Genomic DNA, 25,828 nt, shown 5'->3' with positions numbered 1-25,828 from the left:
GCGCTTGCGCGAGGCGTTCTGTCCAACCGGTCACCGCGAAACGGCTGTCACATTACCTGCGGTTGCGGTTGCTCTGGCGCCCGTCTCTTTGTCATCCCCTTCCGATCCGGCTGAGGCGCTGACCTCGCCAGCGGTCGCTTGTGCACCGGCTTCGCGCTCTGGGCTTGCTTCGGACCGGGCCTCGGTACGATCTTCGCGCTCGGGTTCACGCCGCTCTTCACGCTCGGGCTCTCGCCGTTCCTCACGCTCTGGCTCTCGGCGTTCCTCACGCTCGGGTTCTTTTGGTTTAGCCGCCTTTGCAACCGCCTTTACCTGACCCGCCCTCCGAACAGGGGCCGGAGCGGGGCGGTTTCGCTCTGGTGGGTCGGTTTCAACGCGCTGTCGAACTCTTCGAACAGCCCCGTCGCGACACCCGTCAGAATCCGCCTGGAAAGCAGGCAACAACCCCTGCTGAGATTGAATGAAAGGAAACCCGCCTTTCAGAGCTTTGTCATATTGTACCCGATCCGCAGGTCGACCAACCGCGCCACCCGCGCTTGTGGCAAACATGCTGCATTGGCGGCTGGCTGATCGGCAGGATCCGCCGGACCCACACATACGCACTGCTCCCTCGATCACAAGCATTGCGCTTTGGTCGCCCGACGTGATCCACATATCAAAAGTTGTGCCCCGGACGGCCATTGTGGCCGACGGGGTCTTGATCGCGTAGGCGCGCTTGCGACTTTTGCCCGAGATAAACCGGAAACTGCCACCCAACGCCCGAACAGTGAAGTTCTTGGCCTTGCGCCCGCCGCGCAACATGGACACATCCAGAACCATTTGCGCGTTCGGCCCAACAGCAATCTTTGTTTCATCAACAAATAGAAGCTGAACCAGACCGGTCCGGTTGGTTGCAATCGCATCCCCGGATGCGACCTCCATTCCTTCCCGCAAAGGCACGGTCTTTCCCGCGCGCGTAACTTCTGCACCCTGTGAGACGCGAAGCACTTTACCTATGACTGCAAACGCCGCATTGGGCACCGCCATCAATGTTACAATAACCAGACACACTTTTAACCAGGCCAAAACCAAGTCCCCTTCCCCCAAAGGTTCCTGTCGGAGCCAAAACGACCCCGCGCCCGATATCTTGCCTCAGATAATAAACTTTTTTAGTCTATTTGTCTTTTAAAACTGCACAAATATGCGCGTAAACCGCCCGATTGGCAAGTCCGAGCGCTGGAGTTGTTGTATGCGGGCTGTTGCTTCCGGATAAAATGAACGCATTGGACACAGCATTCACAGAGTTGGTTTTGTTCGGACGCGCCGCGCGTCGCCCTTTTCCTAAATGCAGAAATTTTCAATGATGACAGAAAATCGCCTTGTAACTGGATCACAGCCAAGGATATACCGGCCAGCGGAGACGTGGCCGAGTGGTCGAAGGCGCTCCCCTGCTAAGGGAGTAGGCGAGGAATCGTCTCGAGGGTTCGAATCCCTTCGTCTCCGCCATTTTTCTCATAAAAACAATGAATTAGTGAACCCCGATACTCTCAGCCCCCGTATCTGCCCCCTTATAGGATTTCGCATTGCTCGGCATCCACTGAGAGACCCCGCCAAGCATCTGCCGTGTCGGAATGTCGCACCCCACGCCCCGGCCTCACCTGCGCGCCGCGCTGTTTTGTTTATACCCCACGCATACCAAGCGCGGGGTATTTGGACTTTTTGACTAGTGTGCCAGACGAAACGATGGGGACGTGTTGCGAGACGTTGGGGCTTCGTCCAACTGTGCCGTCGTTGGAGCGATATAGACCAACTAAATCCACAAGATGACTGCTTTGAGCCCGATGATGACATTGGTATTCTTTCCGCCTAGCTTGCAGGTCATGCACGAGTTGGAGGGATTACTATGTCGACGCCAGAAAGTAGGCTAGAAGAATTGGGCTTGAAATTGCCTGCGCCTACCAAGTTACCGGATGGCCTGCACATACCCTTCGAATTTGTTAATGTCAGAGGTGACCGAGCACTTTTCTCAGGTCACCCAAAAAACGCAATGGATGGTAGTCTGGCCGGGCCCTTTGGAGTTGTCGGCGCCGAAATTACTACGGATCAAGCGTATGCTGAGGCCCGCGAAGTGGCGCTAACGGTACTGGCTAACCTGAAAGCAGAAATCGGCGAGCTGTCAAAAATTGTTGGATGGGTCCGCGTCTTTGGTATGGTGACATCTGCGCCCGGATACTCGGATCAACATATTGTGGTAAATGGCTTTAGCGATTTGATCATTGAGGTATTCGGCCCAGACATCGGTCGCCATGCGCGTTCTGCTATCGGTGTGTCTGGACTCCCGCTCGGGTTCGCAATGGAAATTGAGGGCGAAGTCATGATCTCTGCCTGACATTCCTGCGACGGCATAGTCCGCTATGCAGTCGTTCGAATGACAAAAGCCAACCAAAATCGTTGAATGACCGCTTTGAGCCCATTTTGACCAAGGCTGCGCATTGGGCGAACGGCAGCTTCCTTGGTCAATCGTCTCCAATCAACCGCCACGGCGGTGCAATTATGGTACATACAATATCCAAAAAGCGTGGTCAGGAAGTACCTCGTTTCTGCCCGTATCGGTAGATACAGTATGAAACTTATAGCTGCGGTCCATGCCGAGGAGCGGAACCACTTCCCGCTTCTCTGACGTCGTCACCCGGCACTCTATAGGACACAAATTCAGAAACCTTTGGCGAACTCCTGAACTCATAAACACTATCGGGTGCGAACCGTCACCACGAGAAAAGCGGTCAGCCAGAGCGAAGTATGTCAGTGTTTGAGACTTGAAACCAAATTCCCCCATACGCCTCGTGATGTCGTCGAAACTCGTGGTCTCTATCTCTTGTTCAAGGTCGTCTAAAAAAAAACGGTCCGGTTGAACGAACCAGAAAAAGAACGCTACTGCACAACAGACCAACGCAAAAAACGGCTTAAGAATTGAATCCATGTTCCAAGCTGTGCCAATTTCCTTGGTGTCTTTCAAGGTCTCAATCTTGCAGCAAATATCTGTTGAGCCGACATTCGCGCAACCGCAGCGAATTGACGCCTTGTCCCGCAAACTGTGAATTCAATTGGCCTCAAGTTTCGCGTTCGCAACGAGTGTCCGGTTCGAAGGGCCGCGCCGCAGCATCTTGACCAAGCTGTTTAGGTCGGCTTTGGGCCGCCAGTTAGCTCCCAGTGTATATGCTAAAGGTGGAAGTCTGGTGCCATGGAAACCGTCTATTAGTCGAGTTTTTGTACCGCCTGAGACGGCAATTCTGCATAGGATGCGTCATAGAAATAAGTCAGCCATATTGACGACCCATCGAAGTGAATATCGGAAATCCCACGCGAATGAGCCCCGGCGCTCAGCGGATGAATGGTCCCATCAGTTGCAACGCGCAAAAGCTTCGAATTCGGATACTCTTCGTGACCCCGATATCCTCCGACAACAACTGTGTCGTTAACGATTCCAACGGATTCCAAGTTACCGAAACCGTTTGAAACAATCACAGCGGTATCCCCGTTGTCTGTATGCGGAACCCAATATAATGCACTGTCCCAGGCGTCGTCGCTGCCCTAGGATACCGCGTAAATCCCTGTCTCTGTAATCGCAAAGCGGGCGAGCCCACTGATGCGCAAATCGCCGAGGTAAGGTTGATTTTGTCCGGTTTGGGTTGCGACTGATAGGAATGCGCCGCGCCCAAAATCACTCACGAGAAGGGTGTCGTCGTCGAGGGCTTCGATATCGTAGAGAAAGACTTCATCGTCATCGAGAGCCTGCCGCCAGTTTATCGTGCCATCCAACGCGGTAGAGATGATCTCATTGCCATCCACAATGACAATCTGGTTGCCAGAGCGCACCATTCCTGTCGGGTTACGCAGGCCTTGCCCATCCGAGAGTTCAATTTCCTCGGTCGCGCCGTCAGGAGTGAGCTTATAAAGCCCGCCATTAGTGGCGTCCGAGCCGAACTCTTCATCTGGCCCTCCCGGTCCAATCGATACGGCATAGACATCGTTTCCCATCGGCAAAACCGCTTCGGTAAAGGGCGGCAGCTCCTGTTCGGCGACAGCAGGGAAGGCCGCGGTGCAAGCGACCAATAACGAAAGAACTTTCATCTCAATAATTCTCCTGTGTGATTACGCATTGATGTTGCCGCCCGTTTTTCCGGCAATGATTGCTCCGGGGCAGCCGCAACGAACCAAGCGGTCTGCATCAAAGGCTTCACCCGAAGGCCAGAAAATGCGGAACAAGCGCGTTGACGGCGGCGTCAATGATCAGCGGGTCTTCGTAAAATTGAAGCTGATTGGCGCCGTCGATCCAATGCAATGTCTTCTGCTCTGACCCGATATCTTCAAAAATGCGGCGGGGAATGTCGGGGCCGCTTGCAGCTCTGTCGCCGTGGATCATCAATACTGGCAGACTCAGTTGAGGGGCTGTTTCGTCGATCCGCCAGCCCCAAATGCCCGCTTCGCTCATCGCAGTGATGCGGTTTTCCCAAACCCCTTTGAAAGCCAGCCAAGGGGCCCTGTTGTCCCAGGGCAGGTACCAGTCTGCAATGGCTGTCGCTGTCAGAAGGGCATCCTCAGAACCGACGATTGGAATGTAGCTCGCTTCCCCTGTTTTTGCGAAATCGGCGGCGGCTTGGGTCGCGTTTCATGCGCGCTTGAACTACGGCATCACTGCCAAGGTACATTCTTGCGGTCTCTGCGGTCAGATAGTGGCCCGCGACAACCCCGAGAGAGGCCACGCGATCATCTGTCACTGCTGTTTCAATCGCCCAGTTGACGCCCTGACAGATCCCGAGAAGATGAAGCCGGTTTGCATCGATGCCTTCCTGGTTTACGAGAAAACCGAGGGCGGCTTGGCAGTCCTCAACCTTGGCTTCACCAGACTCGTAGCGTCGGGGTGTGCCTGAGCTTTCCCCGTGAAAGCGTGGATCGAATATCAGAACGGCCAGCCCGCGCGATGCCAGGCGGGTCGCATATTGCACCGGTGACTGTTCCTTGACGAATGCAACAGGCCCGATGATCACGACTGCCGGGTGAGGTCCTTCCGATGCGGGTATCAGCAGCTTTCCAACAAGGGTTTCCCCAGAACTGTCAAAGGACACTGTTTGAATATCATAAGAGCCAAGTGACGATTGATCTGTGTCACCGGACGACGCCGCGGCACTGGACATGGCTGCGAGAGCTCCGGTCACAGGTGTTGCGATGGCAATTGGGTTGAACACGCGTCGTGTAATCATTGTCGCTGTCCTTTCGTAGTCAATTTGATGGCCCCCGCACCCAAACGATCATGGGCAGAACGCCTGATCGGAGGGGCCCGGTTGGGCTTGCTTGTCAGTTAGCTCGCAATCGGCATAATTGGGATGACACAGATAATATGGCGGTCATGCATAAAGTGAATGATGGTCTAACTTCTCTGGATTTGCGGACTCTTCGGTTTCTGCAACTCCTGCTTCGCACGAGCAGCGTGACACGCACGGCTATGCATCTGGGGATCAGCCAGCCTGCCGCCAGTCGAATCCTCGCGCGGGTACGCGACCTGATTGGTGACCCGGTGCTGATCCGAACGCAGTCTGGATATCAGTTAACGGATCATGCTCTGGGCCTGAATGAACCGGTCGATGCCGCACTGTTGGCGATAGCTGACGTCTTCAAACCATCTGTCTTTGATCCGGCACAGTCCAGCCATTGCTACCGCATCGCCTCGACTGATTACGGCGTCGCGGCGGTCCTGGGACCGATGATGGACGCCTTTGCCATTACCGCACCAGCCTTACGGTTCGATGTCTCGACGCTGGTGCCGCAAAGCTTTAGTGATTTGGAAAAAGGAGCAATTGATCTGCTGCTATACGCGGATTTGGATGCCAGGGACGATTTGCTTGTTCAAAAGCTATTTGATGAAACCTACGAAGTCCTCTTCCGACAAGGCCACGCGCTTGAGGAACATGCAGGATCAAAACGGACTCTTACGCCGCAAGACGTGTCGCCTTATCGGTTAATCGAGTTCAGTTTTCCGGGTACTACAGGTTTGAAACCGGATACGATCATGCGGCAAGACGGAGACGGGTCGAAGACCGTATTCCAGCAGCCCTACTTCACCACACTGCCATTTCTGGTAGGGCAGACGGATGCGGTTGCAGCTGTCCCCAAGCGGCTGGCAAAGCAAGTCCAGAAATTGACCTCTCTTTGTTCAGCGCCGTTTCAACCAAGTTGCGGTTTTCCTTATTACCTGGTCCGCCACGAGCGCAGCCGCTTCAATCCAGCGGTCAATTGGCTGAGGGAACAAGCATTGGAGATCACCAAGTCCGACTGATCAGATGTTCGGGCCGGGGTGATGGTTTGCACGTGAGAACCTCGAAGTACATAAATCCCATCCAAATCATCACCCCCTTTTGGGTTCCAACAAATCGCACAATCCCACAATTGCTGTTTTGTTGGATTGAGTCGCAACATCGACCATTACCGTCACATCTCTGCTCAGAGCCTTGCTCCAAATCATCGTCTACTTTCCAGCTTTACGATTTCAGCGAACGGTAGTTTTGGCAGGCCGCACCGCAGCGAAGGCGACCAGGGTCGAACGGCAACAATGGGCCGCCCGCGAAGGCGGCCCTATTGGTCAGATTTCAATGACTTCCGAAATGGCCAACGTATCTTCAAGCGCAACGCCGACGTAACGGACGGTACTGTCAATCTTGGTGTGACCCAAGAGCAGCGACACTGCGCTTAGGTTGACCTAGTTCCCAGCCGTCACCGACCCGATCGACCAGAACATCGTTTCGCCCGAGGCATCGTCGACGCCGTCATTGTCGGTCATCACAAACGCCTCGCCCGAGGGCAGGATGGCAAGACCTTCGATCTTGTCCAGAACGTAGCCGCCGGTCGAGGTCAGGTCGGGCAGCAGGTCGCGGACCTCTTGCTTGCTGACAACAGGCAGTTCACCGCCCAGCGGGGCTGGGGTCATTTCCGACAGCGGGATTCGATAGACCTTTTTGGTTACGGCGCGATGGTCATGCTGGTTGTCGCGTTCGATGACATAGACATGATCGCCATAGGCCACGATTTCCGACAGACCAACCCAGCCCTTTTCCGGGTCTGCCTTGGGATAGTGCACGGCACCCCATTCGCCGCTTTCCAGATTGTAAGCCACCAGTTTCACGCGGTTTTCCGGGTCGTCTTTCCACTCGCGCTGAACCGCCATCCACAGCGTGTCGCCGACCTTCGTGATGCCCTCGAAGCCAAAGCGTTTCTCGACCGCCATCAACTCGGCAGGCAGGCCGATTTCGCCCTTGCGGTCCTTGATCAGACCTTCCGCGCCGACATGATAGATCGCGTGCGGGATCACACGGTCGGTGCGGCCTTCGGAGGCGACGTAAAAGCCACCCTTGCCGTCCAGCGTGATGCCTTCAAGGTCCAGTTTCTGCGCCGGGTTGCCGTCCTGACGGTGGATACGGATCACGTCTACGATGCGGGCCGGGGTCTTGCTGGGGTCGATTTTGAAGATCGAAGGCTGGAAGCCGTAGAAGCTGTCATTGACCGCATAAATCATGCCGTCCTCATCCGCGACCAGACCGGACAGAGCACCCCATCCGATCAACTCATCCGCGCCAGCGGAGGTCAGATGCGGATAGGCGGCGGGGGCATCCTGATACTCGAAGATCGACACATGCGCGCGCGGACCACCGTCTTCGATCAGGTCCTTTTCGTTGGCCGAGATCAGCAGGTTGCGGTCCGGGATCGCCACATATCCTTCCGGGCCAACGCCCGAGGGCAGCAGTTGCTTCAGCACCGGGTTCGCAGGATCGGTGGCGTCATAGACCCCCACGACCGAGGCACGCTCGGCACCCACAAAGATCATCGGAGTACCGCCGAAGGTGGCTGCGGTTACGCTTTCCGGCTCAACGCCTTTGCTGTCGGACCGTTTGTCAGGGTAATGACCGATCTGGATGATGGCTTTCTCGAACTCGGTGCCGTTTTCATAAACAACGGTGCCGTCTTTGTGGAAGATGGTCCAACCTCGCGATCCGCCTTCATAGTCGCCTTCGTTGGCGGTGGCGAAGTGGTTGTCATCAATCCATTTCACCGCGTCGGGCTCGCGCAGGCGGCCCGGCTGGCTTTCGGTGAAGATCAGCGCGCCGCGTTCGTCGGTGGCGTCGATGCCCTCCAGATCAACCGCCCCGGCCGAGAAATGGCTGATCACGGTGCCGTTCTTGCCAACAACCGCGATGTGGTTGTTTTCCTGCAGGGTAACGACAGTCTCACCAAGGCTGTTGATGTCTACGAACTCCGGCTCGGGGTCGGTCGGGGCAACCTCGGCCAGACCGGTCAGAGCGGCCATGGTCATACCCGCACAATCCAGCGCGCCATCTTTCAGCGGCACCAGAGCCAGCGACCCGGCGGGCAGCTGCGGGATGATGCCGTCGTTCAGGTCTTCGTCACGCTCGTTCTCGATCGCCACGGCGACAAAGCTGCCATCGGGGGCGATGGCGACACTATCGGGCTGACCACCCAAGTCGCATGCACCGGTTTCAACCTTGCCAGCGATATCGACCGAGATCAGCTTGCCCGAAGGAGCCGTGTAGCTTTCGGATGTATTCACGCCAACAAAGGCCGTCGCGCCAACGACCTCAACCGAGGTCGGCTCACCACCCACCTCCATCGCGCCCAAGGGGGCAGGGTTTGCGGGGTCGGTGATATCAACCATACCGATCACGCCCAGCGGGCTGTCGGTGTAAACCAGCGTCATACCGTCCGCAGTCGCCGCGATGATTTCTGGCGAGGTTTCACGCGCGGTATCCGCGCCCTCGGCCATGTTTTTGACAACGGGGAAGGATGCAATTCGGTTGAAATTCATCTCTGCCATGGCCTGACCGGCGGTCAAGGCTAGGGCAGATGTCAGGCAGACACAGCGCAATGACATCGGTGGGTTCCTCTCTCACTTGGATGAGAGTGGCATGGCCGTGGTTCATTGCGGTTTTGTGACGGTTAGGATTCAGTTTGGTGACAACCGCAAAAAAGTAGGTCACCGCCGATTGCGCGGGCCAATTCAAACCGCGTCAGTTGAAAAGTCGTGTAGCAAGTTTTCGGCATCCTTACCCGAGACGAGATAATCTTGTCGATTGCGTCCCATGTTTGGACAAGAGCCAACTGTGACAATCTCGTTCAAGCGCGCACATTTCTCCGATCCGCCACACCCCGCCGCGACGTTGACGAGAGATCGTACCATCTGGTTGTGCGAACGCGCAGTAAGCCCGGTTTGAGTCCGTATTGACCTCATTCTGCAACGCAGCCTTTAACTGTCTGTGAGACAGGGTGTTTCCAGATCCGTTTCAAAACGTCGGCTATGTCGTTTGATTATGCAAGTCGTCTCGGTCGAAGCATTCTTTCACCAATTCAACTCCACGCAATGTGTGCATTTTATTCACTCAACCTGCGGCAGTGCATCTGCGTCGGATTTAGCCTCCCTATCTTCGCTGTTTTTCACTGCGGTCGCGATGCACCTAAAGCAGTCGTTCAGCGCCAGGTTGCCAAATTGCGGTAAAGTCCGCTAGGCTGGCCTTGATGCCATCCGGACCGACCTGTTGACCTACAGAAACCTTCAGAAGACTGGTCTGAACCCGGCCTGCCCATTCGACGTAGCGTAGCGAAGGTCGGTCTTTTCATGGGCTGGCCATAAATGCGGCTCGGATCGCGGCTTTCATAGCGTCCTGAGGCACTTGGTCTTTCGGCTTGCTGGATGCCATAACCAGCTTTGAGGCAAGCGTGTTTCCGAGGCCCAATGCATCGTTAACCACCGATAGACCACCGTGCAGCGAGGAGCGACCGAGCAAACCCACTGCGATCCCGGCTTCTACTGCTGCAATCACACCAGAGACGCTTTGGCTGGCGTAGACAACGCGATAGGCTTTCCACGGGCTTGCAATGAAATGACCGCTGCGTCGCGCCACCAGCACGCATGATCGAACAAGGCCACTGGAAGGCTTTCATCGGCCCAAAAGTGCCGGTACAACCCTGATCGTCGGGTACGGCTTGAGACGAATTGTGGGTATTCCAAATGACCCGTTTCTTGACCCTAAACAATGATACGAAGCAAATCCAACGACTGCTTTAGGAACGCTGTGATGCGGCGGTTCAAACAATTCTTAACGTCTGCAAAGGGCCGTACAGGCCTGATTGAACTATCCAGCATCGACAAGATGCTGCTCTGCTTCCTAGTTCGAATTTCTCGCTGCGTGCGCACGCAGCACAGAACTTACCGCGAGCGCATTATTTTGAGCTCCGAAATGTGCCAAAAAACGCGGTCATTCGCGCAAGGCACAGCAGATATCGCCAGGCAACGCGAGAGACAGGGGACGTAGCGCTCCTTTTTTACACAAAGCAAAACGTCCGACCACGTTCCTAAGTTGTCCCGCGCTCGATCAATTTGAAGCCAAGGTCCTTGATCTTGTTGACTCTTGCCGCTTCGGGATCGAGAAGCGCTTTGGCAGTTTCTACTCCGATTTCCAGTCCGGGAACGTCAATGGTGGTTAGGTCAAAGCCAGTTGGCATTGCCAGTTCAAACCCACCAAAGCCGGTAACGGCAAGATCTCCGGGGACATCAACCCCACGTCTCCTAGCCTCGCAAATAACACCGACCGCCACCTGATCGCTTACACACATGACCGCGTCGATATCAGGATTTGCCTTCAGGCAACCTTCAAAAAATGCAGCGCCAAGTTCAATTCCGGAGGACAGGTCTTGATCTTCGTCTGGCCACATGATCGGTGCCAAGCCAGCATCCCTAAGCGCAGCGATGTACCCGTTTCGGCGACGGTGCCCGCGCTCATTTTGTGGCTCATGGCCTCCAAGAAAACTGATCTTTTTTTTGCCAGCGTCGGTCAAATGACGCGCCATATCGTATCCGGCTTCAAAATTCGAAAAGCCAACGGCGATGTCCAGGGGCTGAGACGGCAACTGCCAAATTTCGACAACGGGGATATTCACAGACTTGAGGAGTTTTGTGACCCCCGCAGAATGGGACGTGCTTGTTAGAACAATGCCATCCGGGCGGCGGGCGAGCAGCGCGCGCAATGCGTCTTCTTCCACGTCCGGATCATAGTTGGTGCTGGTCAGAAACAGTTCATATCCGGCTGCTCGCAGGGTGTTCGATAGGCCGTCCAAAGTCTGTGCAAACACAGATTCATTTACTGTGGATACGATGGCTCCAAACACTCGGCTCTTGCTAGATGAAAGCGCCCCGGCCGTGTTGTCGGGGAGGTACCCGAGCTCCTCGATCGCTTTTTGAACCCGCTTGCGTTTTGCTACTGAGACTTTTTCGGGGGTTCGCAGAACACGGGACACGGTGATCGTTCCCACGCCCGCACGATCGGCGACATCCTTCATTGTAACCCATTTGCCTTTGCCCAAGGCTCGTCTCCTACGTTGGCTCATTAACTGACCTAGTTGACTTGGTATCGATACCAAATCAAGAATGGTATCGATACCAGAAACGTCGCAGAGAGGAACCAGAATGCTCAAAAAGGAACAGATCGAGTTCTACTTCGAAAATGGCTATCTTCATGTCGAAGATGTTGTGACGCCTGAACAGCTTCAACGCATGCAGGATATCACGCATGAGTTCATAGACCGCTCACGGTATGTCACTGAAAGCAACGACGTCTATGACTTGGACGAAGGTCATTGTTCCGAGAATCCCAAGCTGACCCGGATCAAACTGCCACATAAACAGCACCCATTCTTTTGGGACGTTTTGACGGCCTCCGGGATTACGGAGGTCTTACGACAGTTGGTCGGACCAAACGCGGTTCTGCAAACATCTAAACTGAACGCAAAGGCGCCTGGGGGCGGTGCGGCGGTTGAATGGCATCAGGACTGGGCCTTCTATCCCCACACGAATGACGACATGTTGGCCTTAGGCGTGTTTCTGGAAGACGTCACCGAAGAAAATGGCCCGCTTCAAGTTATACCGGGTTCCCACAAGGGTCCGGTTTTGGACCACAACAGCACGCAAGGTGTGTTTTGCGGCGCAGTGGACCCATCTGACCCGGAATTCCAGATCGAGAAGGCTGTTACGATCACTGGCAAGGCCGGCAGTATGTCAGTCCATCATGCGCGGACCTTGCACGGCTCGGCCCCGAATGTATCTGATCGTGCGAGGCTGATGCTGTTCTATGAATGCTGCGCGGCAGATGCCTGGCCGCTTATGGGCGGGTCGGCCTACATTCAGCGCCTGTCGCAGCAAGATCAATGGAACGACTTGTTGGAACGGTTGATCATCGGCGAATCCGTTCTGCAACCGCGCATGAAGGAGGTCCCGGTTCGGCTACCCTACCCACCGGCGGCCGACATCAGCTCGATCTTTCAAGTCCAAAAGTCCGGTGGCGCCAAAAGCGCCTTTGCTTGAGCAATGCATTGTACCATGAACCGCATTTTTGGCTTCTCCCGCAAACTGGCGATGCGCAACTACACGATTTTGGACCTGCCAGCGTCGAAGGAAACGGACAAGAAACGCACCATGTCAAAGCCTGAAGGGTTCTTTCAGCGAGAACCGGCTCGTTTCGCCATGACATACCGGAAAATAGCGTCCCTGGGGATCGCCTGGTCTCGCGGCATACCGGCCAAGCTTGAAGGTGAAAAGCATGCCCTTTCAACCGCTCTCTGAAGTAAGAAATACACTGAACCCGCAATGGTACCGCTCCAAGATGCGCCCCGAGCGCTTCCGCGAATTGTCCAAGCGCGACGACAAGAAAGGCTGGATACAAGCCGGCGGCCATTTCGCCTTGTTCTGCCTGACGGGTGCCGCGGTATACCTGACATGGGCAGAAGGTCTGTGGCTTCTGTTTCCGATCGCTCTTTTTGCGCATGGCACGATTGCCTCATTCTTTCGCGGAACAGCCGTGCATGAACTGGGCCACGGTACGGTGTTTCAGAGCAAGCGGTTGAACGACTTCTTCCTTTACCTTTTTAGCATGATCAGTTGGTGGAACCCGTTCGATTATGCTGCCAGTCATACCCATCACCACCGCTATACACTGCATCCCGAGGGCGACCGCGAAGTTCTGTTGCCTGTTCATCCGAATGTGGGCCGAACCTTCCTCTTGCAAATGTTCACGCTGAACCTTCTGACACAGCCTGGGCGTACCTTTGGAAAGGGTGGCATTTTGTCGACCATCTGGATTACGATGCTGGATGCGGTCGGGAAGCTGCCCTCAAGTGAGGTTCCCGCGAACGAATGGCTTCATGCATTGCACGAAGATCAACCCGACCAAGCCCGTAAATCCATGGAGTGGTCGCGCATCCAACTGGCGTTTCATGGCCTCGTTCTGGTGGTGGCGATTGCCACGGGCCAATGGGTATTGCCACTGATCCTGACGCTTCCAAGTTACATTGCAAACTGGCTGAGCTACTTCGTCGGGCTGACCCAGCATTGCGGGCTGACCGAAGCGACAACGGATTTCCGCAAGAATACGCGCTCCATTAGACTGCCGAAATTTGTCGAATTCCTCTATTGGCACATGAACTGGCACACCGAACACCATATGTACGCCGGTGTGCCTTGCTATAACCTGCCGCTCCTGGCCGAAGAGATCAAAGCCGACATGCCAGAGCCGCGCTCATTACGCGAGGCATGGCGCGAAATGCTCGACACTTGGGAGCGTCAGAAGTCCGAACCTGACTATACGTTCGACACGCCATTGCCCGCATCGGCCAGAACCACTCGCCGGCAGACGGCTGGTGCCGAAGAAAAATCCATTGGTGATCTGGCCCCGAAAGGGCTGGCATAGAGCTGGGAATTGAACAGGAGAATTCGGATGAAGCGCATCTATGATTGGGACGCGAAGTTTTCGTTGCGCAATTACACAGCCGCCGATCTTCAGGCGCTGAAGGGTGTCCGAAAACTCACCCAAACCACGGCCAATTCCGAAGAGGAGGCAGCGGCGGCGGCAGATGCCGGGATCGATCTGGTGATGGGCAACGCGGTCAATGCCGAGGCGGTCCGCCGCGGTGCACCAAATCACTTTTACACCGCCACGATCCCAATGCCGGATCACCCGGCGGAAAATGATGTGCTAAAGGCCGCCTTTCGGGCCATGAAACAGGGCGCAGACTCGGTTTATACCGCACGAGGTCCCCACGTCATCGAATTGCTGGCGCGAGAGCAAATCCCGGTCATGTGCCACCTCGGTCTCGTTCCGCGTCGGTCGACTTGGAACGGTGGCCTGCGCGCCATTGGCAAGACGGCCGGCGAAGCTATGGCACTTTGGCAATCTTTCCGCGACATGGAGAATGCTGGCGCCTTTTCTGTTGAGGCTGAGGTGATCTGCGACCGCGTGATGGCTGAGATCAGCAAACGTACAACGCTGATTACGTCGTCGCTCGGATCGGGCGTCGGTGCCGATATAATCTATCTGTTCCAGAACGACATCTGCGGTGAACAGCCCGAAAGCCCGCGCCACGCCCGCGCATTCGGCAATCTTCACACGTTACAGGAGCAGATCCGGACTCAACGCCGGACCGCACTGACCGCTTTCCACCAAGCTGCCATTTCCGGAGATTACCCTGGCTTTGCCGAAACTGCAGCGATCACGGACGACGAGTTTGAAAAGTTTTCGACAATGATAGGTAAATCCGACGGCGTCTAAGTAATCGTACAAGGAGGTGACAACCGATTTTGAGAGATGTAGCATAACACGCTTCCCAATTTCCGCAGACCCCGCAGCGGGCGTGGTGGTTTGCAGCGCCCCTGAGTCGATCAGGCTCGGTTGCCGAACAAGACTGCGGCACATGTACAGTTTCGATCCTGGCCAATTCCACTGCTGTCAATGAACGGTCTCGCGACACATGCCGCAAGACAGCAATGGGGGCACAGCACATGCGAACAAATGCTGCGCAAGCAATATCTGCAAATGCATCGGTCCGATCCGTCCGCAAATTTCCAGTTCGGGTCGCATTTGAATTCGCCCCTGCGGCGAATGTTTGCGATGGGGACCGCTAATACAGCATTTTGAATGGTGGGTGAAAGGCAGGTTTGGATCGTTTCACAGGCTTCTCGATTTTGACGCAGAATTTTGAGCGGACCCCCGCCAAATTGACCTGAAGACGTCGAAGCACGTAATCAGCATTCCGCCTTACATAGCCTCCAACGTGTGGGTGAGGCCGTTTCGGATGTGATTTTCCAACAGTTTCGTGGCCTTATCGGCGTCTCTGGCCAATGCGGCATCGAACATGCCCTTGTGCTCCTTGACGGCCTCTTCACCGCGATAGGTCAGCACGAGCATCTGATACCGCAGATATTTATCGTAGATGATCGAGTGCAGAGACAGAAGGTTCTTGGAATTGCAGGCCGCGATCATCGCTTGGTGAAACTCCCAATCATATCGTTTCCAGGTTTCCTTCTCGGACTCGTCGCCCTTGAGAAGCTGCTGTTCCATCAGGTGAAGTTTGTGGTGTGCTGCAACCAGGTTTCCCTCCCAGTCCGTGTCGCTGTTTGCAATGGACAACTCCAATGCGTGGCATTCCAACAAGACACGCAGTTCTGATATCTCGGTCAGGTCTTCTCGTGAAACCGGTGAAACCAGGAATCCCCGTTGTTCTGGAGCTTCGACAAAACCATCGCTGGCAAGCCTGTTCAAGGTTTCACGAAGTGTCGAAAGGCTTGCAGAGTAGCGTTCCTTCAAGGCGTCCAGCTTCAGTTTTGAGCCGGGCTGTAATTCTCCGAAGATGATATCCCGCTTGATGCGCTGATAGGTGCTTGCACCAATTGTAGACGGCTGTTTCGCCATGCGTTTCACCTGATATTTTCTTTTTCATCGTTCAATTAGCATTTTTTGACGGCACCAACAATCTAAGTTAAAATATGATAAAATTTAAAATACCATATATTATTGCAGAATCGAAGAAACCCAAATACGGTCGCGGCAAAGCGAGCGGTGCCGCTCAATCGAAAATTCAGGTTTCGGAGTTGTCCGAACCTTCCGGAAGGAAACACAGTGTCTCAGAACTTTCGCATTGCCATTGTTGGCCTTGGCCTTGTTGGTCGCCGCCACGCAGACGCGATCCGAGCTTTGCGTCATGTTGATCTTGTTGCTGCGGTCGACCCCAGCGATGAAGGCCGAGCTTACGCCATTGAGCATGGGGTCGCATGCTATGAAACGCTTGAGGACATGTTCTCAAGTCAGACACCGGACGGAGCTGTGCTTGCGACCCCAACCACGCTTCATGTCGAGCAAGGCCTCACGTGTGTTCGACACGGTTGTCCCGTTCTCGTCGAAAAACCGATCGCCGTGGAAGCCGCGGCTGCGCTGGAGCTTATTCAAGCAGCGGAGAAGACCAATGTGCCGTTGATGGTCGGTCATCATCGTCGTCACAATCCCCTGATCAGGTCAGCGAAAGAAGCCATCGTCGATGGGAAGATCGGAGATGTGCGGGCTGTCCATGCGAACTGCTGGTTCTATAAGCCAGACGAGTATTTTGATGCCGCGCCCTGGAGAAAGAAACCCGGTGCAGGGCCCATCTCGGTCAATCTTGTCCACGATGTGGATCTTCTGCGGTACCTGGCCGGAGAAGTTTTGACCGTACAGGCTCAGTCGACTGCATCGCTGCGCGGTTATGACAACGAAGATGTTGCAGGAGCACTGTTAACGTTTGAAAGCGGAGCGATAGGAACCATAAGTGTGTCCGACAGCATCGTTGCTCCCTGGAGCTGGGAGATGACGTCTCAGGAATATCCAATCTATCCGTCGACCACTGAGAGTAGCTACATGATCGGCGGCTCTCATGGTTCGTTGTCCGTCCCCGATCTTCGACTGTGGAGTTACCAGAGCGAGCAAAGGGATTGGTGGATGCCAATCTCATCAACCGCGCTGAAGAAGGGGGCCTCTGACCCTCTGGTTCGTCAAATCAGTCACTTTGTTGAAGTTGCAAGGCACGAAGTAGATCCGATTGTATCGGGGTGGGAAGGCTTTAGAACGCTTCAAGTCATTGAAGCTATTCAGAATTCCTGTCGGACCGGAGAGATCGTCCGAATAGAGCGCGTTTATCAGACAGAAAAGGTAAAAGCGGCCTCATAATAAAATATCATATATTTTTAAAAAAATCTTGTAAAAATGTATAAAAATGGCAAAAATGAGAATCACAGAAAAACGCTCATGATGTTTCAGGGAGGAACAAAGTGATTACCTATCTAACCCGTCGGGCTGCTGTATCAGCCCTGATCGCAACCGGTGTCCTGATTACCGCAACAAGCGGAGCGCTGGCGGCAGACAAAGTGCAACTTCGCCTCGCAACATCCGGGTCAGAGACTGACCAGCGCTCGGTCGCTATGGCCGAGGTTTTCGCGCCGATGGTCGCCGATTTCGCAAGTTATGAGCCCAGTTATAACGGAACCATCTTTGCCCAAGGCACTGAGTTGGACGCGATCAGCCGGGGCAACCTGGAAATGTCGATCACCTCAGCTCAGGAACTGGCGCAGTTCTTCCCCGAGTTTTCGATCTTTACTGCAGGCTATGTCCATCAGGATGCCGCGCATCAGGTGGCAGTCTTCAATGATCCCTTGATGGATGCCTTCAAGCAAAAGGCCGAAGAAGAACTGGGCGTGAAACTGCTGTCGGTCATGTATCTGGGCCGTCGTCAGGTGAACCTGCGCCAGCCCAAGGATGAACTGACCGTCAGCACTCCGGCTGATCTGGAAGGTGTGAACCTGCGGATGCCGGGCACCGATGCATGGCAGTTCCTTGGTAAAGCGCTGGGTGCCGCGCCGACCCCGATGGCGTTCTCGGAAGTTTACACCGCTTTGTCGACCGGTGCGGTTGACGGTCAGGACAACCCGCTACCGACCGTTGTGGACGCAAAGTTCTACGAAGTGACCAACCAGATCGTTCTGACGTCACATCTGGTGGACCTAAACTATATCGCCATCGGCAAAGAGGTTTGGGACGGGCTGACACCGGAACAGCAGGCCAAGGTTCAGGAAGCTGCGGATGCGGCAGCCGAATCCGGCCGGCAAAAGCAGCTTCAGAAAGAAGAGGACCTTGTCAGCTTCCTCAAGGAGCAGGGCATGGAGGTCTACGAGCCCGACCTGGCGGCGTTCCGCGATCAGGTACAGTCGATGTATCTGGAAAGCGAGTTCGCCGGATCATGGCCGGACGGTGTTCTGGAGCAGATCAACGCTCTGGGCAACTAAGCTCATCTGAAGACGGGAGGGAGAACCACGATGAAAAGCTTCATAAAGGGGTTCTCCCGACTGACCGAAGCGATTGCCGGCGGGATGCTGGCGGCGATCTTCCTGATCTTCCTTCTCCAAATTCTTCTGCGGTACTTCTTTACCCCCGCTGGCTGGACGCTTGAACTCATCGGCATCCTCTGGGTCTGGGTGATCTTTTTTAGCTGCGCCTTCATCGTGCGCGAGAGAGATCACGTGAAGTTCGATATCATCTACCTTTCGGTGCCGATGCGCGTGCGTCAGGTCTTTGCGATGCTGGCCGCCGCGGCGATTGTGGTCGGGATGCTCTACAGTTTCCTGCCGACGTGGGACTACATCGACTGGATGAAAATCCGCAAGACCGCGACGGTTCGCAACCCGTTCTCGGGCGAGAAGATACCGCTGCGCACCGTGTTCTCGATCTATGCCGTGTTCATGCTGGTCGTCGCTGCGCGGTATGGCTGGCTGTTCTTCGACATCATGCGCAACGGCCCACCTAAAACCGAACTTGAAATGGTCGTGGGATTTAACGTGGTCGACGATCACCCCCGCGTTGACGGCGAAGACGACGAGGACGCAAGCAAATGAGCTTTGAACTTCTTTCCTGCCTGCTGACGCTCTTTGTTTTGGCAGGCATCGGGACACCTATCGGCTATTCCATCCTTTTGGCGTCACTGATGTATCTGGGTGTCGCAGGTCTGGACGTTGCGCTGGCGGGCGAAAAAATCCTGCAAGGTTTCTACAAAAGCACGATCCTGCTTGCCGTGCCTTTGTTCATCGTCGCTGCCAATATCATGAACGCAGGGTCAATCACCGACCGCTTGCTGAACTTCTGCGTCGCGGCGGTCGGGCGTTTCAAGGGCGGCCTTGGGCACGTCAATGTTGTGGCGTCTCTGATCTTTTCCGGTATGTCCGGTTCGGCTGTCGCGGATGCCGCGGGGATTGGAAAGATCATCATTGAGATGATGACCAAAGATGGTCGCTATAGCCGAGGCTATGCGGCGGCGATCACGGCGGCATCCGCGACGATCGGCCCGATCATCCCGCCCTCGATCCCGATGGTCCTCTATGCGCTTGTGTCGAAAGCCTCTATCGGGTCGCTGTTCCTGGCCGGTATTTTGCCGGGCCTGATCATGGGCGTCGTCCTCATGGCGATGAACTACTATCTGGCCGGCAAGCGGAACTTTGCATTGGAAGAACCTGTTCCGCTGCGCGAATTGCCCGCAAAAACCGCCAACGCGTTTCCGGCACTGCTGATGCCCGCAATCCTGCTGTACGGCATATATGGCGGCGTCACCACTCCGACAGAGGCTGCCGCCGTGGCTGCATTCTACGCTCTGCTATTGGCAGCGTTGTTCTACCGCGCGCTGACCTTCCGTGGCCTCTATCAAGTGTTCGTCGACAGTGCGCGCTCTTCCGCAGCGGTCGGGGTGGTCATTGGTGGCGCGTTCATACTGAACTTCATCGTCATTCAGGAACAGATCCCGCAGTCGATCTCAGCCTTGCTGGAAGGTTCGGATGTCAGCCCGATTGTGTTCCTGATCCTGGTTAACCTGCTGATCCTCGCACTGGGATGCGTATTGGACGCAACAACGATCATTCTGGTGATCGTGCCCCTGTTCATCCCGACCTGCGAAGCGCTCGGGATTGATCTGGTGCATTTCGGAGTGTTGGTCGTCGTGAACTCGATGATCGGTCTGATCACGCCGCCCTATGGCATTCTACTCTTTGTGATCAACGCCGTGACGGACATTCCGCTGCGCGAAATCATCTCCGAAATCTGGGCCTTCCTCGCGGTTCTCATCTTCGCCTTGGTGATCATGATGCTGATGCCGGATCTGGTCCTGTGGTTGCCGCGTATGTTTGGATATCAGGGATAATGTGCCTCTCGGTTTCGACAACGTCGATCCCCGGTGATCTGGCCGACAAACTGAGTGCTATCGCTGACGCGGGGTTCGGAGGTGTCGAACTACACGAGCCGGATTTGACCGCTTTTGACGGGCCGCCCTCGCAAATTCGGAAAATTGCATCAGATCTCGGCCTGAAGATTTGCTTGCTACAACCCTTCCATAACCTTGAAGGCCAGTCCGGCAGCGGACGGGAGCGCGCCTTTGATCGGCTGAAGCGTAAACTCGACCTGATGAGCGAGTTGGGAACGGAATTGCTGCTTATCGGGTCCGCTTTCGAGGTTGATGCCGCTGCCAGCGAAGAACAGGTCATCGCAGATCTTGGCGAGGCGGCCAAGATCGCGAAAGAGATGGGGTCGCGTCTGGCCTATATGGGCTTGCCGTGGTCGAATCTTATTCACTCGGATGAGCAGGCGTTAGGAGTCGTTGAAACAATCGACAGCCCTCATTTGGGGTTGGCCTTGAATTCCTTCTTCTCGCTTGCCGACGGGTCCAAACCAGCCCGTCTTAGGGACACTCCCGGAGAGCGGCTGTTTCATGTGCAACTGTCCGATGCACCGCGACTTGAGATGGATATTCGCAGGCTCAAACGACACTTTGGGCTTCTGCCGGGGCTTGGGTCGCTTAACCTTTCGGGCTTTGTACGGGTGTTGTCCCGCGCTGGGTACAAGGGGCCTTGGTCAATTGCGCGTGTCAATGAAGCAGCTCCTCAACCCGGTGGCCGAACACTGGCCCGAGACAGCTACAGGTCGCTGGTGAACCTCCTGGATGAGGTATCCCGGACCGAGCCGGGAACCGATTTCGGCATCCCGGACCTGCCGGAACGCGTCTATGCGTCAGGCTTTGAGTTCGTCGAATTTACAGCCGACGAAACAAGCGGCGCGCAGCTGGCAGACATGCTGTCAGCAATGTGCTTTCGAATGGAGCGAAAACACGTATCCAAGTCAGTCGAGCTGTGGCGGCAGGGCGCGATAAACATCGTTGTGAATACCGAAAAGGAAGGTTTTGCCCATTCGGCGTTGCTGGGTCACGGTCCCTCCGTTTGTGACATGGGGTTGCGTGTCAAAGATGCGGATCAGACGGTTCAGCGGGCGACCGCGTTGGGCGCGCCGGATTTCTCACAACCGGTGGGAACAGGGGAACTGGATATCCCGGCCATTCGGGGCGTTGGCGGCAACGTCGTTCATTTCATCGATGAGAAATCCGATCTCCATCGGGTTTGGGACATCGAGTTTGAGCCAGTCGCCAAGACCAAAGCGACCCAACCTGCCGGTCTGCGTCGCATCGATCATCTGGCACAGACGATGCGTCACGATGAGATGCAAAGCTGGTTGCTCTACTACATTTCGACTTTCGAGATGGCGAAGTCGCCAATCGTGAACGTTGCCGACCCGTCCGGTGTCGTGCAAAGCCAGGCTATCGAAAGCCCCGAAGGCGAAGTGCGCCTGAACCTGAACGGGGCGGTTGGGCGCCGAACTCTGGCAGCGTCATTCCTTGAAGATGGCTTTGGGGCTGGTGTTCAGCACATTGCCTTCCAGTCGGATGATATTTTTGAAACCTCAGCCCAGTTGCTCAAGTCCGACTTTCCCAGCCTGTCCATCCCGGAGAACTACTACGCTGATCTGCAAGCGACTTTCGGATTGGAAGACGACCTGATCGCCCAACTGCGCCGGGGCAACATTCTCTACGATCGGGCAGCAGGTGCCGAGTATTTTCAGATATACAGCCGCCCCATCTTTAACGGCTTCTTCTTCGAAATCGTTGAACGCCGTATGGGCTATGCCGGTTATGGCGCGCGCAATGCACCCATTCGCCTTGCTGCGCAAAGCAAAACCCAGCCGGTGAAAGAGGTGCAGACGCAATGACCGCGCAGATGACAGACGATGAGCGCGCCGTTCGCCAGTGGTGGCGTACCTCCATCATCGACATGAAACCCGGACAGATCGCTTTTCGCGGCAACGCCATAGAGGATCTGATCGGGAGCGTATCTTTCCCGCAGATGATCTGGATGATGGTGCGGGGCGATCTGCCCAGCGACGCCCAAGCGCGCCTGTTCGAAGCTGCTTTGGTCGCAGGCGTGGATCACGGCCCACAGGCTCCCTCAATCGCGGCAGCGCGTATGGCCGCCACCTGCGGGGTAGGTCTCAATAATGCGATGGCGACTGCGGTGAACATGCTGGGCGACGTGCATGGCGGGGCAGGAGAGCAGTGCGCAGAGCTGTACTATGATATTTCGGCCCGGCTGGATGCTGGCGCATCGTTGAACGATGCGGTTCGGGACGGTCTGAACAACTGGCGCGAAACTTACGGCAAGATCGTCTCGGGCTTTGGTCACAGGTTCCACAAACCCGTCGACCCACGTGCGCCTCGATTGATGCAACTTGTTCGTGATGCGGCGGCAGAAGACACTGTATCGGATCGCTTTGCTGATATCGGGGAAGAGGTTCAAGCCGAACTCGGTCGTCAACGCGGCGGTCTGCCAATTGCTATGAATATTGACGGCGCGACAGCAGTGGTCTTCTGCGAGCTTGGCTTTCCTGCGCCCTTGTCGCGAGGGTTGTTCTGCCTGTCCCGCTCGGTCGGAATACTCGCCCACGCATGGGAACAGATGAACCAGGGTGGGCGGAACAAAGGGCCGATGCCCCCGAATTACTTACCCCTCTACGAAGACAGGAATGATGATACGTGAGACATCGAAATCCTTCCGGGTCGGCCTTATCGGCTGTGGTCGTATCAGCGATATCTATCTAATAACACTATCCAAATTTTCGAGCGTCGAGGTCGTGGCTTGCGCAAGCCTTGATCCTTCGGAAAGTCGCGCCAAAGCGGATCAATACGGTGTCGCCAAGGCCTGCACGCCAGATGAAGTGTTTGACGATCCGACGATTGACTGCGTTCTGAACCTGACAATTCCGGCGGCGCATGCCGAAATCAGCCTGCGCGCGCTGGAGGCGGGGAAACACGTCTATTCCGAAAAGCCACTGGTTATGGATCGAACGGATGGTAAGGCGATTCTGCACACAGCCTCTGAAAAAGGGTTACTGGTCGGTTGCGCGCCCGACACATTTCTGGGCGGTCGCTGGCAGACCGTTCGGCGCTTGATCGACGAGGGTGCCATTGGCAAACCCACAGGGGTTTTTGCCCATGTCGGGACCCACGGGACGGAGCGCCACCATCCCAACCCGGATTTCTACTATAAGGCGGGCGGAGGGCCCTTGCTGGACCTTGGGCCGTACTACCTGACCGCCATGATCTGCTGCCTTGGTCCCGTTGACCGGGTTGCCGGAATGGCTCGGCGCACGTTCGACAAAAGGATGATCGAAAATGGCCCTCGCAACGGTGAATGGATGGATGTCGAGGTGGACACGCACTCCCTAAGCCTGCTTCAGTTCTCATCCGGAGCTATAGGGTCGATGACCATGAGCTTCGACGTCTGGGACAGCGAAACTCCGCGGTTCGAGATCTATGGTGAAAACGGAACCATCAGCATCCCTGACCCTGACCCGGTTCATGGTGCCAATATCTTTCAAGGGGATGTCTGGCTGAAAACGCGGGAGACCTCGCGTTGGTCTCATCAGCCTCGTCCAACCGGTCGCGAAGACTGGCAGGTGGTCGAGAACAAACATGGGTTTAATGAAGACAGCCGCGGGCTCGGCCTTTTGGATCTGGCCCTGGCGGCGCAAGAAGGACGCCAACCCCGTGCAAGTGGAGCGTTGGCCTATCACGTTTTCGAAGTCATGGACGCGATTGAACGGGCACCGAAATTCGGCGCCTATCAGACGATAGAAAGCCGTTGCGCGGCACCCGAGCCTTTACCGGTCGATTTCCTGAATGATGAGAGGAAGGAATTGGTTCATGCCGATTGAGACACTCGACTTTGCTCAGCCATTCTTTCGCGTCCAGCACATAACTGACGAGCGCAGAATTTCTATCGAGGGTCGCGCCATCGTCCTTAACCTTGGGGGGCGAAATCTCTGTGTCGAGGATCAGATCATTGCGCCGCTTTCCTCCGTGATCGTGCAAGACAGCACGCTTAGCGGCGTGGAACGTGCAGTCATTGTCCGCGATTTCGACGCCCATGCCGATGACAACGAGTTGTTTGCATGGGTGAAAGATACATGGCCATCTGCTTTTGATGTTCGCCAAGAGGAGCGTCTGCGCGGTGTCAGCCACTACATGTCGCCGAAGGTCTTCGTGGGTAACGTTGGACTGACCATGTACCACTCGGGCTCGGTGCCGCTGAATGTCGGATTGCACAAGGATCATCCGTTCTGCCCGGTACCGGGGTTTCGCGAAGTGCATACGCAAATCGTAGGCTTTGGCAAAATGCAGCAATGCCGCGAACGGGACGTTGAAACCCTTTACCTCGAAGAATTCATGGCCCCCGGCACGACGCACAAGCCGATGTATGACGCTGAAGGCAACTATCCCTGGCATCAATACGAGACGATTACCCCCAGCATCTTCATGGCGGTGGAAATGCTGCCCGAGGGCGCACGGGTCCCGGAAATGGAGATTCAGAATGGCTGAGAGACTTTTTTCCGAAGACCTGAACTTTGACGGACCTTTCCCCCGTTTGTCTCGTCGTTTGAGGCTGGGCGTCGTTGGCGGCGGACGTATCTCTGTCACGCAGGCAACGGCCGCGCGGATGGCCGACCGGTGGGAGGTCGCCGCAGGCGCGCTCAGTTCAGATGCGGAGCGCAGCAAAGCGCGCGGGGCCGAGTGGTTCCTGCCGGCCGACCGGTGCTACGCGTCGTTCGAGGAGATGGCGCCGGCCGAGGCGGCACTCCCGGATGGCGTTGATGCCGTCATGATCACTACTCCGAACCACGTTCATTTTGAAGCTGCCAAAACGTTTCTGGAGGCAGGCATTGATGTACTGTGCGACAAACCCCTGACTAACGAAGTTGCCGAGGCCGAGGGGCTTGAAGAGATCACCGCGCGCACGGGAAACATCTTTGCTGTCGGCTATGCGATGTCGTGTTTTCCAGTAATCCGTCAGGCCAAACAAATCGTGGCGGAAGGCGGCATCGGTAAAATCAACCAAATCCACGTCGAGTTCATGCAAGACTGGATGACGCCCGATGATGTGGCTGATGCGCCCCATGTCAAATGGCGGCTGGACCCAAAGATTTCTGGCCCGACTAGTTGCGTCGGCGATATCGGCACCCATGCCGCGCATCTCGCCAGTTTTGTCTCGGGTCTGCCGATGACCGATCTGCGGGCTGAATTCCATGTTTGCGGCGCGCCAAAGCCTTTGGAAGACACAGTTTTCATGTTCACCCGTTACCAAAATGAAGTTCCGGGCACCCTGATGGCGACGCGCCTTGCTCCCGGAAATCGGGGTGGGTTGCGGTTGCGGATATTCGGGAACGAAGGAGGCCTCGAGTGGGACCTGGAGAATTCGGAACAGCTGAAGTTCAATCGGTTCGGTGAGCCGGATCGTACCATCAGCCGAGGTCACGGGCATGGTATCGGACCCGGCGCAGAACGTCTGATCCGTACCGCGCGTGGCTTCCCTGAAGGGATTATCGAAGCGTGGGCCAACCTCTATACGGAATTTGCTATGGCTGTAGCTGCGCGTCGGGATGGCGTTACTGTTCCGGCCGATTGGCTTACTTATCCCAGTGTCGAACAAGGGGCAGATGGCGTCCGGTTTATTGACGCCTCAGTGCGCTCTCACCAGTCCGGAGGGAACTGGGTCACTCTCTAAGGCCCTGCCAAC

Annotated in this window: 24 protein-coding genes and 1 tRNA gene; 16 read left to right on the top strand and 9 right to left on the bottom strand. The window is 55.7% G+C overall.

The features are described from left to right. Positions 1-30: 30 nt before the first annotated feature. A complete protein-coding gene (locus tag ACRZ9X_RS09325; protein ID WP_480518084.1) occupies positions 31-1,065 on the bottom strand; it encodes a FecR family protein in 1,035 nt (344 codons plus the stop codon). A gap of 330 nt (positions 1,066-1,395) precedes the next feature. Between ACRZ9X_RS09325 and ACRZ9X_RS09320 the strand changes: the two genes are divergently transcribed. Together ACRZ9X_RS09320 and ACRZ9X_RS09315 are read left to right on the top strand one after the other, a co-directional pair. After that, positions 1,396-1,485, top strand: a tRNA-Ser gene (locus ACRZ9X_RS09320). 397 nt (positions 1,486-1,882) lie between these two features. Then, the gene (locus ACRZ9X_RS09315; RefSeq protein WP_480518082.1) at positions 1,883-2,368 is read left to right on the top strand and encodes a RidA family protein; all 486 of its coding nucleotides are present in this window, start codon (positions 1,883-1,885) and stop codon (positions 2,366-2,368) included. Between the two features lie 162 nt (positions 2,369-2,530). Here ACRZ9X_RS09315 and ACRZ9X_RS09310 read toward each other — a convergent pair whose 3' ends face one another. The 4 genes from ACRZ9X_RS09310 to ACRZ9X_RS09295 form a co-directional block, all read right to left on the bottom strand. Next, positions 2,531-2,995: a hypothetical protein gene (locus ACRZ9X_RS09310; RefSeq protein ID WP_480518080.1), complete on the bottom strand. Its 465-nt coding sequence runs from the start codon at positions 2,993-2,995 to the stop codon at positions 2,531-2,533. A gap of 575 nt (positions 2,996-3,570) precedes the next feature. After that, on the bottom strand, positions 3,571-4,110 hold the full coding sequence (locus tag ACRZ9X_RS09305) for a hypothetical protein (protein WP_480518078.1): 540 nt from the start codon (positions 4,108-4,110) through the stop codon (positions 3,571-3,573). Positions 4,111-4,216: 106 nt separating this feature from the next. Then, positions 4,217-4,471, bottom strand: a complete 255-nt coding sequence (locus ACRZ9X_RS09300) for a hypothetical protein (RefSeq protein ID WP_480518076.1) — start codon at positions 4,469-4,471, stop codon at positions 4,217-4,219. A gap of 106 nt (positions 4,472-4,577) precedes the next feature. After that, positions 4,578-5,240: an alpha/beta hydrolase gene (locus ACRZ9X_RS09295; RefSeq protein ID WP_480518074.1), complete on the bottom strand. Its 663-nt coding sequence runs from the start codon at positions 5,238-5,240 to the stop codon at positions 4,578-4,580. 137 nt (positions 5,241-5,377) lie between these two features. On the opposite strand from ACRZ9X_RS09295, the gene ACRZ9X_RS09290 reads away from it, so the two are divergent. Continuing rightward, positions 5,378-6,313 (top strand): LysR family transcriptional regulator, encoded by a 936-nt coding sequence (locus ACRZ9X_RS09290; RefSeq protein ID WP_480518072.1) that lies wholly within the window; start codon positions 5,378-5,380, stop codon positions 6,311-6,313. A gap of 420 nt (positions 6,314-6,733) precedes the next feature. Here ACRZ9X_RS09290 and ACRZ9X_RS09285 read toward each other — a convergent pair whose 3' ends face one another. The 3 genes from ACRZ9X_RS09285 to ACRZ9X_RS09275 all read right to left on the bottom strand — a co-directional run bounded on the left by ACRZ9X_RS09285 (position 6,734) and on the right by ACRZ9X_RS09275 (position 11,403). Next, positions 6,734-8,917, bottom strand: coding sequence for an esterase-like activity of phytase family protein (locus tag ACRZ9X_RS09285; RefSeq protein ID WP_480518070.1), 2,184 nt, complete (start codon positions 8,915-8,917; stop codon positions 6,734-6,736). A gap of 739 nt (positions 8,918-9,656) precedes the next feature. Continuing rightward, a complete protein-coding gene (locus ACRZ9X_RS09280) occupies positions 9,657-9,944 on the bottom strand; it encodes a hypothetical protein (RefSeq protein ID WP_480518068.1) in 288 nt (95 codons plus the stop codon). 451 nt (positions 9,945-10,395) lie between these two features. Next, positions 10,396-11,403, bottom strand: coding sequence for a LacI family DNA-binding transcriptional regulator (locus tag ACRZ9X_RS09275; protein WP_480518066.1), 1,008 nt, complete (start codon positions 11,401-11,403; stop codon positions 10,396-10,398). 103 nt (positions 11,404-11,506) lie between these two features. On the opposite strand from ACRZ9X_RS09275, the gene ACRZ9X_RS09270 reads away from it, so the two are divergent. The 4 genes from ACRZ9X_RS09270 to ACRZ9X_RS09255 are packed head-to-tail and all read left to right on the top strand — an operon-like array spanning position 11,507 to position 14,639. Next, on the top strand, positions 11,507-12,400 hold the full coding sequence (locus ACRZ9X_RS09270) for a phytanoyl-CoA dioxygenase family protein (protein WP_480518064.1): 894 nt from the start codon (positions 11,507-11,509) through the stop codon (positions 12,398-12,400). A gap of 15 nt (positions 12,401-12,415) precedes the next feature. Next, the gene (locus ACRZ9X_RS09265; RefSeq protein ID WP_480518062.1) at positions 12,416-12,658 is read left to right on the top strand and encodes a hypothetical protein; all 243 of its coding nucleotides are present in this window, start codon (positions 12,416-12,418) and stop codon (positions 12,656-12,658) included. Then, complete coding sequence (locus tag ACRZ9X_RS09260) at positions 12,636-13,781, top strand: fatty acid desaturase (RefSeq protein ID WP_480518060.1); 1,146 nt, start codon at positions 12,636-12,638, stop codon at positions 13,779-13,781. The genes ACRZ9X_RS09265 and ACRZ9X_RS09260 overlap by 23 nt, the downstream gene beginning before the upstream one ends. A gap of 27 nt (positions 13,782-13,808) precedes the next feature. After that, entirely contained in the window at positions 13,809-14,639 is an 831-nt protein-coding gene (locus tag ACRZ9X_RS09255) for a 3-methyl-2-oxobutanoate hydroxymethyltransferase (RefSeq protein ID WP_480518058.1), read from the top strand. A gap of 486 nt (positions 14,640-15,125) precedes the next feature. Here ACRZ9X_RS09255 and ACRZ9X_RS09250 read toward each other — a convergent pair whose 3' ends face one another. Beyond that, positions 15,126-15,779, bottom strand: a complete 654-nt coding sequence (locus ACRZ9X_RS09250) for a GntR family transcriptional regulator (protein ID WP_480518056.1) — start codon at positions 15,777-15,779, stop codon at positions 15,126-15,128. A 207-nt stretch (positions 15,780-15,986) separates the two neighbouring features. Between ACRZ9X_RS09250 and ACRZ9X_RS09245 the strand changes: the two genes are divergently transcribed. From ACRZ9X_RS09245 to ACRZ9X_RS09205, 9 genes are all read left to right on the top strand, one after another. Then, positions 15,987-17,066, top strand: coding sequence for a Gfo/Idh/MocA family protein (locus ACRZ9X_RS09245; protein WP_480518054.1), 1,080 nt, complete (start codon positions 15,987-15,989; stop codon positions 17,064-17,066). A 104-nt stretch (positions 17,067-17,170) separates the two neighbouring features. Further along, positions 17,171-18,178 carry a TRAP transporter substrate-binding protein DctP gene (gene dctP, locus ACRZ9X_RS09240; protein ID WP_480518627.1) on the top strand — a complete coding sequence of 336 codons (1,008 nt, stop codon included), beginning with the start codon at positions 17,171-17,173 and terminating at the stop codon, positions 18,176-18,178. Positions 18,179-18,208: 30 nt separating this feature from the next. Then, positions 18,209-18,784: a TRAP transporter small permease gene (locus tag ACRZ9X_RS09235; RefSeq protein ID WP_480518052.1), complete on the top strand. Its 576-nt coding sequence runs from the start codon at positions 18,209-18,211 to the stop codon at positions 18,782-18,784. Further along, positions 18,781-20,076: a TRAP transporter large permease gene (locus tag ACRZ9X_RS09230; protein ID WP_074736095.1), complete on the top strand. Its 1,296-nt coding sequence runs from the start codon at positions 18,781-18,783 to the stop codon at positions 20,074-20,076. Before ACRZ9X_RS09235 ends, ACRZ9X_RS09230 begins: the two co-directional genes overlap by 4 nt. After that, positions 20,076-21,968, top strand: coding sequence for a bifunctional sugar phosphate isomerase/epimerase/4-hydroxyphenylpyruvate dioxygenase family protein (locus tag ACRZ9X_RS09225; RefSeq protein ID WP_480518050.1), 1,893 nt, complete (start codon positions 20,076-20,078; stop codon positions 21,966-21,968). The genes ACRZ9X_RS09230 and ACRZ9X_RS09225 overlap by 1 nt, the downstream gene beginning before the upstream one ends. Then, positions 21,965-22,792 (top strand): citryl-CoA lyase, encoded by an 828-nt coding sequence (locus ACRZ9X_RS09220; RefSeq protein WP_480518048.1) that lies wholly within the window; start codon positions 21,965-21,967, stop codon positions 22,790-22,792. The genes ACRZ9X_RS09225 and ACRZ9X_RS09220 overlap by 4 nt, the downstream gene beginning before the upstream one ends. After that, positions 22,779-23,969, top strand: coding sequence for a Gfo/Idh/MocA family protein (locus tag ACRZ9X_RS09215; RefSeq protein WP_480518046.1), 1,191 nt, complete (start codon positions 22,779-22,781; stop codon positions 23,967-23,969). Before ACRZ9X_RS09220 ends, ACRZ9X_RS09215 begins: the two co-directional genes overlap by 14 nt. Beyond that, on the top strand, positions 23,959-24,633 hold the full coding sequence (locus ACRZ9X_RS09210; protein WP_480518044.1) for a hypothetical protein: 675 nt from the start codon (positions 23,959-23,961) through the stop codon (positions 24,631-24,633). Before ACRZ9X_RS09215 ends, ACRZ9X_RS09210 begins: the two co-directional genes overlap by 11 nt. Beyond that, the gene (locus ACRZ9X_RS09205; protein ID WP_480518042.1) at positions 24,626-25,816 is read left to right on the top strand and encodes a Gfo/Idh/MocA family protein; all 1,191 of its coding nucleotides are present in this window, start codon (positions 24,626-24,628) and stop codon (positions 25,814-25,816) included. The genes ACRZ9X_RS09210 and ACRZ9X_RS09205 overlap by 8 nt, the downstream gene beginning before the upstream one ends. Positions 25,817-25,828: the final 12 nt, after the last annotated feature.

The organism is Ruegeria sp. AL1 (genome assembly GCF_056540905.1).
Note: the sequence above shows the minus strand (reverse complement) of the source record. Positions and strands in the feature narration are given on the sequence as shown.